Source organism: Gardnerella leopoldii (assembly GCF_003293675.1).
Lineage (GTDB): Bacteria > Actinomycetota > Actinomycetes > Actinomycetales > Bifidobacteriaceae > Bifidobacterium > Bifidobacterium leopoldii.
The window spans coordinates 1,442,877-1,456,091 of record NZ_CP029984.1; the positions used below are offsets into that span (position 1 = coordinate 1,442,877).

At 39.6% G+C, this 13,215-nt stretch carries 15 protein-coding genes; all 15 read left to right on the plus strand.

Annotated elements, in window-relative coordinates; genetic code table 11:
* The first annotated feature begins 5 nt into the window (after nt 1–5).
* Nucleotides 6–467: an Lrp/AsnC family transcriptional regulator gene (locus tag DOD25_RS05795; RefSeq protein WP_004105907.1), complete on the plus strand. Its 462-nt coding sequence runs from the start codon at nt 6–8 to the stop codon at nt 465–467.
* 11 nt (nt 468–478) lie between these two features.
* Complete coding sequence (locus tag DOD25_RS05800; RefSeq protein WP_004574199.1) at nt 479–820, plus strand: chorismate mutase; 342 nt, start codon at nt 479–481, stop codon at nt 818–820.
* Nucleotides 821–967: 147 nt separating this feature from the next.
* On the plus strand, nt 968–2,023 hold the full coding sequence (gene fbaA, locus DOD25_RS05805; protein WP_101892179.1) for a class II fructose-bisphosphate aldolase: 1,056 nt from the start codon (nt 968–970) through the stop codon (nt 2,021–2,023).
* A gap of 116 nt (nt 2,024–2,139) precedes the next feature.
* A complete protein-coding gene (locus tag DOD25_RS05810; protein WP_012913739.1) occupies nt 2,140–3,441 on the plus strand; it encodes an adenylosuccinate synthase in 1,302 nt (433 codons plus the stop codon).
* A gap of 95 nt (nt 3,442–3,536) precedes the next feature.
* Nucleotides 3,537–4,040, plus strand: coding sequence for a fluoride efflux transporter FluC (locus DOD25_RS05815; protein ID WP_004574196.1), 504 nt, complete (start codon nt 3,537–3,539; stop codon nt 4,038–4,040).
* On the plus strand, nt 4,040–4,450 hold the full coding sequence (locus tag DOD25_RS05820; RefSeq protein WP_004574195.1) for a fluoride efflux transporter FluC: 411 nt from the start codon (nt 4,040–4,042) through the stop codon (nt 4,448–4,450). The genes DOD25_RS05815 and DOD25_RS05820 overlap by 1 nt, the downstream gene beginning before the upstream one ends.
* Before the next feature lie 39 nt (nt 4,451–4,489).
* Nucleotides 4,490–5,857 (plus strand): ClC family H(+)/Cl(-) exchange transporter, encoded by a 1,368-nt coding sequence (locus DOD25_RS05825; protein ID WP_004574194.1) that lies wholly within the window; start codon nt 4,490–4,492, stop codon nt 5,855–5,857.
* 123 nt (nt 5,858–5,980) lie between these two features.
* Nucleotides 5,981–7,156: an ATPase gene (locus DOD25_RS05830; protein WP_112928848.1), complete on the plus strand. Its 1,176-nt coding sequence runs from the start codon at nt 5,981–5,983 to the stop codon at nt 7,154–7,156.
* The gene (locus DOD25_RS05835) at nt 7,143–8,219 is read left to right on the plus strand and encodes a CpaF family protein (protein WP_112928849.1); all 1,077 of its coding nucleotides are present in this window, start codon (nt 7,143–7,145) and stop codon (nt 8,217–8,219) included. The genes DOD25_RS05830 and DOD25_RS05835 overlap by 14 nt, the downstream gene beginning before the upstream one ends.
* A 29-nt stretch (nt 8,220–8,248) precedes the next feature.
* Nucleotides 8,249–8,824 carry a type II secretion system F family protein gene (locus DOD25_RS05840; RefSeq protein WP_004574191.1) on the plus strand — a complete coding sequence of 192 codons (576 nt, stop codon included), beginning with the start codon at nt 8,249–8,251 and terminating at the stop codon, nt 8,822–8,824.
* A 3-nt stretch (nt 8,825–8,827) separates the two neighbouring features.
* Nucleotides 8,828–9,475, plus strand: a complete 648-nt coding sequence (locus tag DOD25_RS05845) for a type II secretion system F family protein (protein ID WP_004574190.1) — start codon at nt 8,828–8,830, stop codon at nt 9,473–9,475.
* A gap of 138 nt (nt 9,476–9,613) precedes the next feature.
* Nucleotides 9,614–9,889 (plus strand): DUF4244 domain-containing protein, encoded by a 276-nt coding sequence (locus tag DOD25_RS05850; RefSeq protein WP_004574189.1) that lies wholly within the window; start codon nt 9,614–9,616, stop codon nt 9,887–9,889.
* Between the two features lie 29 nt (nt 9,890–9,918).
* On the plus strand, nt 9,919–10,299 hold the full coding sequence (locus DOD25_RS05855) for a TadE/TadG family type IV pilus assembly protein (RefSeq protein ID WP_032835337.1): 381 nt from the start codon (nt 9,919–9,921) through the stop codon (nt 10,297–10,299).
* On the plus strand, nt 10,296–10,700 hold the full coding sequence (locus DOD25_RS05860) for an Rv3654c family TadE-like protein (protein ID WP_004574187.1): 405 nt from the start codon (nt 10,296–10,298) through the stop codon (nt 10,698–10,700). The genes DOD25_RS05855 and DOD25_RS05860 overlap by 4 nt, the downstream gene beginning before the upstream one ends.
* Nucleotides 10,701–10,805: 105 nt before the next feature.
* Nucleotides 10,806–13,211 (plus strand): DNA polymerase III subunit gamma and tau, encoded by a 2,406-nt coding sequence (locus DOD25_RS05865; RefSeq protein WP_112928850.1) that lies wholly within the window; start codon nt 10,806–10,808, stop codon nt 13,209–13,211.
* Nucleotides 13,212–13,215: the final 4 nt, after the last annotated feature.

Consider the following 13,215-nt stretch of genomic DNA (forward strand, 5'->3'; position numbering starts at 1 on the left):
GACGTATGGCTGGAAATCCTCATAAAGCTGAAACTAGTATAGCTATGGATTCAACTGATGCAATCATTGTTGATATTCTCGAACATGATGGTCGAGCGACGTTAACTCGTTTGGCTAAGGCTTCGGGTTTGTCTGTTTCTGCGGTTCAATCTCGAGTGCAAAAGCTTGAGCGTAAAGGTGTTATTACCGGTTATCGCGCCTTAATTGACTATGAGCGTCGTGGTTTACCTGTAAGTGCATTTGTGTCTGTTACGCCACTTGATTTTGGGCAGGAAGCTACAATACCTAACAAATTGCGTGATATTTCTGGTATTGAAGCTTGCTATTCGATTACTGGTAGTCCAAGTTTTATGCTGGTAGTGCGTGTTGCTACGCCAAGCAAATTGGAAGAACTTATTAATACCATTCATCGCATAGTCCCTGTCAGTACAGAAACAACTATGGTTCTGCAAACATATTTCGATTAAACGCCTTTAATATGTGTGATTTTTCTGAAACAACGGTTGACGCGCGCGATACATCTCTTACGACATGTTGCAAAGTTGCTGCCGAAGAGATTATTGTGTTGCGTCAATCTGTTGATAATTTTGATAATGCAATAATTGCGCTGCTTGCTGAGCGGTTTAAAACTACGAAACGAATTGGTGAGTTGAAGGCTGAAGCTGGATTTGCTCCTGAGGATTCTAAAAGAGAGCAGCAGCAAATAGAAAGTTTGCTAAATATTGCGGAAAATGCCGGATTAGATTCTTCGATTGCGTTGAAATATCACGAGTTTGTTGTTACTGAGGCTAAAAAACGTCATCAGCAAATGCAGTTTTGAGATTAGATGTTTCTGTTATTTTAATTGAGCTGAACTATAGAATCACAATCAGTTTGTAGATTTTGAAGATAGATTTTCGCATACCAGTATGTAATGTTTTTGTGCATATGCATAGCTATCTGAGTAATAAAGGCGGATAATACAAGTATGACTATTGCAACTGTTGAACGTTATGCGCATATGCTTGATGCTGCAAGTCGAGGTGGCTACGCATACCCTGCTATCAATGTTACTAGTACGCAAACTCTTAATGCAGCTTTGCAGGGGTTCGCTCAAGCTGAATCTGATGGCATTATTCAAGTTTCTGTCGGTGGTTCTGCTTATTTTTCAGGTCAATCTCTCAATAATCGTGTTGTTGGTTCAATAGCATTTGCAAAGTTTGCGCACGAAGTGGCAGCTCAATACCCTAATATTACTATTGCGCTTCATACAGATCATTGTGCTGAGCAATATTTAGATGGTTGGATTAAACCACTAATTTCTTATGAAACAGAACAAGTCAAAAAAGGCGAAGAGCCGTTATTCCAGTCGCATATGTGGGATGGTTCAACAGTGCCTTTGCAACATAATCTAGACGTTGCAGAACAGTTGCTTGACGCTTCGCAAAAATCTCGCACAATTCTTGAAATTGAGATTGGTGCTGTTGGCGGAGAAGAAGACGGGCATCGTGCTGATATTGACGAGAGATTGTATTCTACGCCTGAAGATGCTTTGCGTGTTGTAGATAAGCTTGGCTTGGGTGAACGTGGCAGGTATATGGCAGCGTTTACTTTTGGCAACGTTCATGGAGCCTATAAGCCTGGCGTTGTAAAACTGCATCCTAAATTATTGCAAGAAATCCAAAAAACTGTATATCAGAACTATCAAAATATTTGTGATACTCGCACCTTTGGCGCTTCTAAAAAGCCGTTCCTGCTGGTATTTCATGGCGGATCTGGTTCTACTGCTCAAGAAATTGCTGAAGCTGTGCGCTACGGCGTAATTAAAATGAATATAGATACTGACACTCAATATGCTTTTACTCGTGCAATTGCTGGTCACATGTTCAGTAATTATGACTCTGTTCTTAAAATAGACGGAGAAGTTGGCGAAAAGAAGTTATATGATCCTCGATCTTGGGGTCGTGAAGCCGAAAAAGCCATGGCTCAGCGTGTAGTAGAAGCTTGTGTGCAGTTAGGTTCTGCTGGTAAAGCACTGAAATAGTAAATTTTTTAATTTTATATATTTCTTTTTCTTATTCGGTAGTGGCATAGAGATAGTCTTAACAGGTAAGAATTGTGCTTATTTGAGCAGCGTTAGCTCAAAAATGGAGGTGCGGCATGCCTGGTATTGTGCTTATTGGAGCTCAATGGGGTGACGAAGGTAAAGGCAAAGCAACAGATTTAATTGGTTCAAAGGTTGATATTGTCGCACGTTTTAATGGCGGTAATAATGCCGGACACACTGTTGTTGTTGGCGATAAATCTTATGCATTACATTTACTTCCAAGCGGAATTATCAGCCCTAATGTTACGCCTGTAATTGGTAATGGTGTTGTTGTTGACCCAGAGGTATTGCTTGAAGAAATTGACGCTTTGGAATCTCGCGGTGTAGATTGCTCGCGCTTGCTTGTGAGCGAAGCCGCGCATGTTATTACTCCGTATCATCGAGTTATTGATAAAGTAACTGAGCGTTTCCTTGGTAAACACAAGATCGGCACGACTGGTCGTGGTATTGGACCTACTTACGCGGATAAAATTAATCGTGTTGGTATTCGAGTGCATGATTTATTTAATGCTGATCACTTGCGCGACAAAGTTGAAGCAAGTTTGCATCAAAAGAATCAAATGCTTGTAAAACTTTATAATCAACATCCTATTGATATTGATGCAGTTACCGCTCAACTTGTGGAGCTTGGCAAACGCTTGAAGAAATATGTTGCTGATACTTCATTAGTATTGAATGAAGCAATGGATGAAGGCAAAACTGTGCTGTTTGAAGGTGGACAAGCCACAATGCTTGACGTCGATCATGGCACTTATCCGTTTGTAACTTCTTCAAACCCTACTGCTGGTGGCGCTTGCACGGGTACTGGTGTTGGTCCTACTCGTATTACGCGCGTAATTGGAGTAGCGAAAGCGTATATTACTCGTGTTGGTGAAGGTCCATTCCCAACTGAACTTTTGGATGAGCAGGGTGACTGGTTGCGTGAGCAAGGCCATGAATATGGTGTTACAACTGGTCGTCCTCGTCGTTGTGGATGGTTTGATTCTGTAGTAAGCCGTTATGCAACTCGCGTAAATGGTTTGACGGATATTGTTCTTACTAAGCTTGACGTTTTGACTGGTTTGAAGGAAATCCCAGTTTGCGTGGCTTATGATGTGGCTTTGTCTGATGGAACAGTTCAGCGTATGGAAGAAATGCCTGTAGATCAATCACTATTTGCTTCTGCGAAACCAGTATACGAGATGCTTCCAGGCTGGAATGAGGATATTTCTCAAATCCATAAGTTTGAAGATTTGCCTCAAAATACGCAAAGTTATGTAAAGCGTTTGGAAGAGCTTTCTCATTGCCGTATTTCTGCTATTGGAACTGGTCCGCAGCGTGATCATATCATTAGTGTTCACTCACTAACTGACTGAAATTGTTTATTATTTTATGATCAACTTAGCAAAACGGCACTTCTCGATTGGGAGTGTCGTTTTGGTTTATGACGATAATTTCAAAAAGAGTGAAAATGAGTAAAATAAGCGGAAAAAATAAAAAAAATAATTGTCGATTATACTTTTTAGTTTTTATTGGTGGTACATGTGGAGCTTTCGTGCGCGCAGTAATTTCTTCTTATGCGCACACGATTCACCAAGTAGACGGACAATCATTTATATTTGGCCAGCTTACTTTAGGGACTTTTTTGTCAAATATGATTGCATGCTTTATTTTTGCTCTTGTTACTGCAATATCTGTTAAAGCTTTAACGCAAGAAAAGCAAACTTTGTATAAATATGCGCTAGGAACAGGCTTTTGTGGCGGATTGTCGACTATGTCTACTTTCGCGTTTGAAAGTGCAATGTCTTTCATGGCTCCACGCATGACGCTTGTTGTTTTGGGCATGCTTTTTTCGCTGCTTTTTGGCGTTTTTATGGCTTTTGTTGGTAATTGGGTTGGAGCAGGAATTGCGAATTGCATGAATAAAAAGCAAAGTCGATCTGTTGCAGAAGCTAATACTAAGGTGATGAAGTGATGAATTCTTTATACGTTTTTATTATGTTTATTTTGCCTTGCTTTTTTGGCGGTTTAGGTGCTGTTTTAAGATGCGCAATGACTAAAAAAATTTCAGCTGCTCATAAAAGCGAAGTTCCAGTTGCAACGCTATTTATCAATTGCGTTGCTTCATTTGCTATAGGTGTTGTGTCTAATGTTTTCATGGTTGCAGCTGCAATATGTGGAGTACGTTTTGCTTATTTGATGATTTTGGGATTTTTGGGTGGATTTTCCACGTTTTCTACTGCAATTTTTGAAGGTGTGGATCTTATTCAAAGAAAGCGCATAAAAGATGGAGTGTTCTTGCTTTTTGCAGAACTTATTGTTCCATTCTTTGCTGCTTCTGTTGGGTATATTGTTTCGCAAATATTGTTACTGCACGTAATTTAGTATTTAGAAGTTAAGTGTTGTGCGCAGAATCGAGTTGTAGTGAAGTTTAAGAATGCATTGAGCTTTTTAAGCAATAAGTTAAAGCAAATATCAAAAACTTTTTGCCAGCTTCGTTGGAAAGTAATATTAGCTGGGATATTTGTCGGCGCTGTTTCTGGTTCATTAGTAGCTTCTTACAGGCTTGGTATTGAATACGGTACGGATTTTGCGCGTTGGATGTATTTACAAATCCGGCATAACGCATGGTGGATTTTGCCATGTTTAATTTTTGCTGTAATTGCAGGTCTAATTATTGGCTGGATGAGTCGTAAAGAAAGTATGGCTTCTGGAAGTGGTATTCCTCAAGTCGTGGGGTATGTTAATCGCGGTTTGAATATGCGATGGCACACGATTCTGCCAGTGCGTTTTGTTGGCGGTTTACTTGGTTCTTTATTTGGATTGTCTCTTGGACGTGAAGGTCCATCTATTCAAATAGGTGCATGTGGTGCTCAGATGTTGTCTCGAATTTTCCGTAAAGGTAGGCGTGACGATATTAAAGAGCATTATGTGGTAACTGCTGGAGCTGCAGCCGGCTTATCTGCTGCGTTTTCTGCGCCACTTTCTGGAGTTATGTTTGCTATGGAGGAGATTCAGCACGGCTTAACTTCAATTGTTCTTATAGGAGCTGCTGCAGCTGCTTTATGTGCTGATTTTGTTTCGCAAACTTGTTTCGGATTGCGTCCAGTTCTTGATTTTGGTCAGATTCCAGATTTGCCGATGAACTTGCATATTTGGATTATTCCTCTTGGTATTTTTGCAGGTTTTGTAGGCTCGATAATGAATCGTTCGTTACTTGGTTTGCAAACATTATACGGATATTTGCCAAAGTGGATGCCTGTTGCTATTGCTTGCTTAATTGCAATACCAGTTGGCTTGTTCCTGCCTGAAGTTCTTGGTGGCGGATCTAATTTAGTGCGACTTTCTGAATATGGAAAAGCAAGTCTTGCAATGCTTTGTTTGCTATTTGTGGCAAAAATGTTGTTTACTTCTACAAGTTTTGGCTGTGGTGCTCCTGGCGGTATTTTTATGCCTATTCTTGCAGTAGGTGCGCTCGCAGGTGGTGTTGCTGCGCGCTGGATTACTAGCGTTTCAGCATTTGGCATTGATGCAAAATTTGTATCTGTGTTTGCAGTTTGCGTTATGGCTGGTACGTTGTCTGCATCTGTAAAAGCTCCACTCACTTCGATTTTGCTTACTGTTGAAATGTCTGGAACTATGATTCATACGCTCCCAGTTGCAGCTTCTGCATTTATCGCATTGCTTATTTCAGATATTCTAAAAACTAAGCCAATTTATGGTGAGTTACTTGAACGCTATATGAAAGTTAATAAAGATTTAGTATTGCCATCTGTAAATTCTATAAAATAGATGTTTTTATAGATAATTTTTGTGCAATATTTGCTTATTCTTAATATTTCCTGAGCTTTTAACCACATTGCATGAATATTGTTGAAAACTCATTGCTGTATGCGTTTCAATAGGCGCATGAGTATGAATATGAGTGTAAACAATAAATCAATTGGCGTTAAGCAGATTGATAAGAATTATAACAATGGCGAAGCTGTAGGCGCATTTAGAGATGTTAAACGTTATGTTTATCCTCCTCAAGTTGCAGATAAATCTATATACGAATCTGTGTCTAATGGTATAAAAATTGCGCCATGTATAGCTGACGATCATACTGTGATGACTCTTTTTCCTAAGGGTTCTCAAGATGTGGAGAGTTTTCAAAATACTGAACGCTCGCAAGATATTTCTATTAAGCATAAATCTCGTATGTTTAATAATGCTGAAGAAGATAATCTTATTGCGTGTGATTCTTTAGATCCATTGCCTAAAAATATTTTGGTTGGAATGTCTGCTGCAGATGGCATTGGGCTAAGCACTTCTCTATCTATTCTTTCTCGCTATATAAGTGAACAAGGCCATAGTGTTGCTCTTGTAGATGCTGATTTGACTCATGGCGGTTTAGACGTTCTGCTTGGTTTGGAATCAGATGAAGGTCGCAGGTTGCAAGAAGTTGATGCTCCCTTAGGTAGATGCGATGGCTATGTGTTGCGCAATGAGCTATTGCATTGGGATAATGTGGATGTTTTAGCATTTTCTCCATGGCATGGTAAATATCCTGAACCTTGGGTTTTAGAGGCTGCTATTAGAGGTCTAGCTGATGCTGTTGATGTAGTTATTGTAGATATAGGTTCTGGCGAGACTGCTATGAAGTCTTACCGTAATATTCCGCAATTTATTGACAGTGCGACTCTTGCTGCGGTTGAGCTATCTGTGCTTGATTTAGCAAGGTTTAGAGCGTTGCTACAAAAATTAGATACTTTGTGTGATTCTGGCGTAAAGTTCAACAAATTTGCTGTTGTGGGATTGCCTCCTCGTGGTTTAACGCAAAAATCTTATGTTTTAAGTATCGATGAAGCTTCTGAATATCTATCAACTACATTTCTTGGTTCTTTGCAACACGATGCTCGCATGTACACCGACATTATAGGGGGCTACGGTATTCGAAATGTGCCATCTTCAATGAAGGAAACCATGAAACGCATAAATAATTGGCTTATCGGAGATGTTATATCAAATACAAAAAATGCTGTAACTAAATATCGTCGTTCGCAATATCGTCGTTCGAAATACTCAAGAGGTAAATATGATCGTAAATAATATTCGTGATATCGATTTTGGAATTCTGCAGGAATTTGCCAATGACGTAAGAGTCACAGACATGGTTGTAAGCGAGTCTGGTCGTGTGTGGGTAGATTGTGGACAAGGTCTTAAGGAACGCGCAACTCGAGTTCCGCTTAACAACCCTGCTTTGTTAAGAGAATATGCTGTATGGCTTTGTGCACAATTAGGCAAAAGACTGGATGATGCGTGTCCTATTGCTGATGCTTCAAGTACTTCTGGCATTCGCATACATGCTGTTTTAGCGCCACTTGTATCTCAAGGAGCAGCATTGTCAATTCGTTTTCCTTCAATTAATCGTTATGATCTTGTTTCTTTGAGTGATCAAGGCATGTTTCCAAAAGAATTGTCTTGTATTCTAAGCGTTCTAGTTAAAAAGCGAGCAAATATAATGATCACTGGAAGTACTGGATCTGGGAAAACCACACTTATGAAGGCTTTGTTGGCTGCTGCTGATTGCGAAGATCGTATTGTATCTGTTGAAGAAATTAGAGAGCTTGGCGAGTTGACACAAAATCATGTTTCGTTAAGTGCGCGAGAAGCTAATGTAGAAGGTGTAGGAGAAATTGGCTTATCTCAATTAGTAAAAGCAACATTGAGAATGCGTCCGGATCGCATTATTCTTGGTGAATGTCGTGGGGAAGAAATTGCTGATTTGTTGAGAGTGTTTACTTCCGGGCATAAGGGTGGAATGACAACTCTTCATGCAGATGAAATAGAAAAAGTTCCCGCTCGTCTTATGGCATTAGGGTTATTGGCTGGGTTGGAGCCTGCAGCTTTATGTGCTTTAGCTGCTGGAGCATTCGATGTTGTTATTCATGTAGAGAGATCCTCTAACGGGCGTCGAATGATCAAAGAACTCGGTATTTTGCAATACGCTTCTAGCGCTTCGTTGCTGTGCGGCGTTCCCGTTTTGCAATTATCTTGTGGAATTGACGGCAGTATTGTCATGAAATTTTTGCCTGCATGGGTTAAGTTTTCAAATTATTGGAATCTTCCCGAAAATATGACCAGCATATGTGTTGACAGTTCAAATAATTAGTAGTCGATTGTGTTGCTTGGAGCATAAAAATGGATATTGAAGAAGTTCTTGCTGGAATGATTGCTGCATTACGTTCTGGTTCTACTTTTGCAATGATTGTTCACAGTGACTCTAAGTCTCAACAATGTATTTGCAGTAGTGCAGTTAATACAAAAATTATTTATAAATGGCTTTATGAACGTTGTTTTCCAAAGAAGCGCAATATGAATAAGACTCAACGTCGTCAGCTTGAAAAACATATGCATACTGTTTCTGAAAGTCTTATGGCTTCATATGAATTGAGTAATACTCTTGGTTGCGCTATGGCAGAATGTGTGGAAGCTACGGCAGCGTCATATCATGCTCAGAAGCGTGCAGAAGATTTACGTGCTGACGTAGCTGCAATGCCAAAAGCAACAATAAAATTACTTACTGCTCTACCTATTTTGGCTCTTTTTGCTGGTGAATTACTAGGTGGGCACCCTATTTTGATGTTAATTACAACAGTAAATGGATGGATTTTATTAACAATAGGTGGAATATGTTATGGATTGGGTTTGGCGTGGGTTAGTTCTATGTTGCAAATATCTCAGCATGCAATGGATGCTGCTTCTCTGGAAGGATGATTTATGGAGTCCACAAAGCAGCTTTTGTTTATTGTTCCATTGTTTGTTGTAATTGTTTGGCAATGGGTGAGTTTGAAATTAGAGTGCGATTCATTAGATAATCGTATGCGCTTTAACAGTAAAATTATGCTATTTAAATACGAATGGCGTAATTCAAAAGTTTCATATGTAGATCCTCTTCTTGGTTTACATATGATTATTGTTTCACTTCGTAGTGGTGTTGCTATTACTAGGGCTCTTAGTGCTGTTGGGCAAGTGTTTCCTTGCGGTCAAGGCATGTGGCTTTGCTCTGTTTCCAATGCTTTACTTGCAGGAGATACGTGGCATGAAGCATGGTCTTCTACTTATACTAGACAAGATAATTTTGAATTAGAAAATAAATCAAAATTTACTAATCGTAAAAACTTAGATTCTTCAGAAATATTAGCTAGATGGTTAATGACATCTTTAAAAGAATCATGGTGTTATGGTTCATCTCCAGTTCCTGTATTGTCTGCACTTGCTCAACATTATGAGAGAAATATGGCCAATATTGCTAGACAAGAAAGTTCTAGGTTGTCTGTGCGATTGCTGCTTCCTGTTGGATTATGTTTTTTGCCATCTTTTATATGCATAGGAATTTTGCCAACAGTTATGTCACTTATGCGCTAGCTTTTTAAAAATAAATTTCTAGAAAAATAAATTAGCTTTTATCCACAATGCAATTTTTTTATTTTCATTCGCAAAACAAGTTGTAATAATATTTCTATCCGAAAATTTCGGATAGTTTGAAGTGAAAGGTACAAGATGATGGTTGGGATAATGCAAAAACTTGTTGCACGATGCTCTGTGTCTATGCTTCAAGTAAATGAACAATTAGTGAATATTGAGTCATGTTTGTGTCAAAAAAGAAAATTGTACGCTGACGGTCTTAAAAATAAGGATTCTGGAGCTGTAACAGCTGAATATGCAGTAGTTATTATTGCTGCCACTGGTTTTGCTGCACTGCTAGTTGCTATTTTGAAATCAGATACGGTTCGCACAACGTTGACAGATTTAGTTAAAAAAGCATTGAAAATCGGCTAACGGCATGCTTTAGCGGATGAAATGAGCTTATGATGCGGAAAGTTATTGTGTGCAAAAGGTTGTTGCGCAAAATTAGTGATTATGACAGAGGGACGGTAACTGCTGAATTTTCTATTGTTTTGCCTTGTGCATTAATACTGTTATTTGTATTGATTGGCATAGGTAGAGCAGTTGTATGTACTATGAATTGTCATGATGCTGCTGCGCAAGTTGCGTATTATCTTGTGACTCATAAGGACGATAAAGCTGCCGCAAGTATCGTGCAGTCGGTCGCAGGTCAAGGAGCGTCGGTGAAAATAAGTCGTAGCAATAATATGGCGAATATTGTTGTTAAATGTCCTCTTATTCCTGATCCTCTTCATATTTTGCCGCCTCTAGTGGAAAGTCATGTAAGCCAGGTTTTAGTATGAGTAGGCGCAAGAATTTTGTGAAGCATTCAATAAATTTCATTCATAAGCGATGTAAGGGCATCGACTGCGGTTCTGGCACTATGCTTGGCATTATGCTAGTGATCGCAGTCTGCTCAATACTAGTGCTTTCTGCTATTTTATGTAATGTTCTCGGAGCTAAACATCAAGCTTATGCTGTTGCAACTTCTGCTGCTTTATCTGGTGCTTCTGCGTTGCAAAGGATGGAGGATAATGCGTGTGAGGTTGTTGCGCGTACTGTTGCTTCAAGCAATGCTTTTTTGAAATCTTGCAACTCTACTAGTAATGATGTAACTGTTCGTGTTTCTGTTGGGCTGAATATTCCATTTGCTTCTAACGTGGAAGTTTCTGCTAGAGCAGGACTAGAAGATTGCAATAAGTAGTGAGTAGCAAAAACGAATATAAATATCAGCAGTCGGGTGGCGGCTGCTGATAGTCTTAACTAAGATATATCGGGGAAATAGTTAGGTCGCGGTAGGTTAGGAAACATGGCACTTGCACTGTATCGTAGATATCGCCCTGACACGTTTGATGGTGTTATTGGGCAGGATCAGGTTACCATACCTTTGTCTAGAGCATTAGACCAAGGGAAAATAACGCATGCATATTTATTTTCTGGACCACGTGGATGCGGTAAAACAAGTTCTGCGCGAATTTTAGCTCGCTGCATTAATTGCGAAAAAGGACCAACTTCGCACCCATGCGGAGAGTGCCAAAGCTGTAAAGATTTAGCTACTGGCGGTGCCGGTTCCATCGACGTTGTAGAGATTGATGCTGCAAGCCATAACGGTGTCGATGATGCTAGAGAGTTGCGTGAGCGTGCAGGCTTCGCTCCTGCTCGTGACCGTTATAAGATTTTCATTCTCGATGAAGCTCATATGGTTACACAGCAAGGTTTTAATGCTTTGCTTAAGATTGTAGAAGAGCCGCCTGAACATGTAATGTTTATTTTTGCTACCACTGAGCCGGATAAAGTTATTGGCACTATTCGTTCGCGTACACACCATTATCCTTTCAGACTTGTGCCTCCAGAGGTAATGTCTCCATATCTTGAAGATATTTGCAAAAAGGAAGGTATTCTGCCACAGGCGGGAGTTCTTCGCCTTGTTATGCGCGCTGGTGCGGGATCAATGCGAGATACGTTATCTGTGCTCGATCAGCTTATGGTGGGTGCTGTTGATGGTTCAATTTCTTTGGATTCTGCGGTTGCTTTATTAGGTTTTACGCCTAATTCATTGATTAGCGAATTCATTGACGATCTTATTAATCATGATGGTGCTTCGATATACGATGTAGTTCGTCGCGTTATTGTTGGAGGCTACGATACTCGTAAGTTTGTAGAAGATTTATTAGGTAGAGTTCGTGATTTGTTGCTTATGGTATCTGCAGGCCCTAAAGCGGCTTCAAGCTTACTTAATGATGTTTCTCCAGAAGATTTGGAAATATTGAATAAGCAATCTGCAAGCATGACATTGCATGATTTAGCACGTATGGCTCAAACAATTAATGATGCTTTAAGTGCAATGGCTAGTGCAATTTCTCCTCGCATGAATTTGGAAATTTTAGTTGCTCGTTTGCTTGCAGACAGCGAAACTTCAAATACTGTTGCAACTAATTTGCGCATCAATAACGTGCAACAACAAAATATTTCCACTTCTAAGCAGAATATTCAAAATAAAGTATCTTCTGGTGCTCATTTCGTAGGTTCTACAAGCAATAAGAAATATGTTTCTGCAGATAGTGAGAATAATAGTACTTCAAATTCTTCACTACCTTCTGAAACTACAGCATCGCCTATTGCTAAAGCAGAAACGCAATCTGCTACAAACACAAAAGAAACGGAATCTAAAAAAGTGTTTTTGAACGATGCACATAATGCTAATTCAAAGAATGATTCCATGGATACTGATGCAATGTGGGATAAAGTAGTTTCAAAATTGCCTGATGACGTACGTGAGTATGTAACTCGTGAGTATGTTCCTACAGTGCAACTTACTTCAGCACAATCAGGTCGACAGCGTCTTATTTTGACTTTTAATGAGCCTATGAGTCAACATGCGTTTGCGCTCGCAGTATGCACTACTTCTCCATATGATGGACAAAAAGTGCCAAAAGTAGTAATGAATGAAGTGCATGAGATATTTGGCACGCAAGTAATGATTGCTCCTGCACCAGTTGCTGCTAATGGTGAACAAGTAGAATCTGTTGCTCGAATGGATCCGCAGAAGCTTGCAAAAGTTAAGCGCGATATTTTATTGCGTAAAACAGGTATATCTGCTGGTTTTAGTAATAAAACTGATTCTGATAGCAGCGGAATAAATAAAAATCCGACTAAAAAAGAATCTTCGGGTTTTAGTGGCGCTGATGGCTCCGCAGCATCAGTAGCTTCTGAAAATACTGCGGATGAGCTAAGTGATGTTGCGAATGCGGATGATGATGTTTGGGCAGACATGTCGTCTATGCCTATGTCGGATGTGATTGCAATGCCAGAAAACTCTTCTTCTGAAGAGTCTTCTTCTAAAGACTCTTCTATTGAAGATGAGCCTATGAATCATGATGACGAGATTACAATACATAAGAGTTCGCATTCTCATAACCGAGATGAAGCTATTTCTGGTGTCTTGGATCAAGCTAAACTACAGTCTCAAGTTCAGAATGCAACTAATACTTCAGAATTGTCTGCTGAATCAATTCAGACTACTGTTTCTCCTACGAATGGAGCTACTGCTGACGAATGTTCAATGGACGATGCTTCATTAGAATCAGCAACATCTGTAAGCACTGATGAGCTTAAACAAATTTTTGAAGTTAAATCTGTTGAAGAATTTGCTTCCACTGATCCTAAAAATCCTAAAAATGCGATTATGAGCGTTAAGAAAAAGCAAGAGGAGTAGTTTA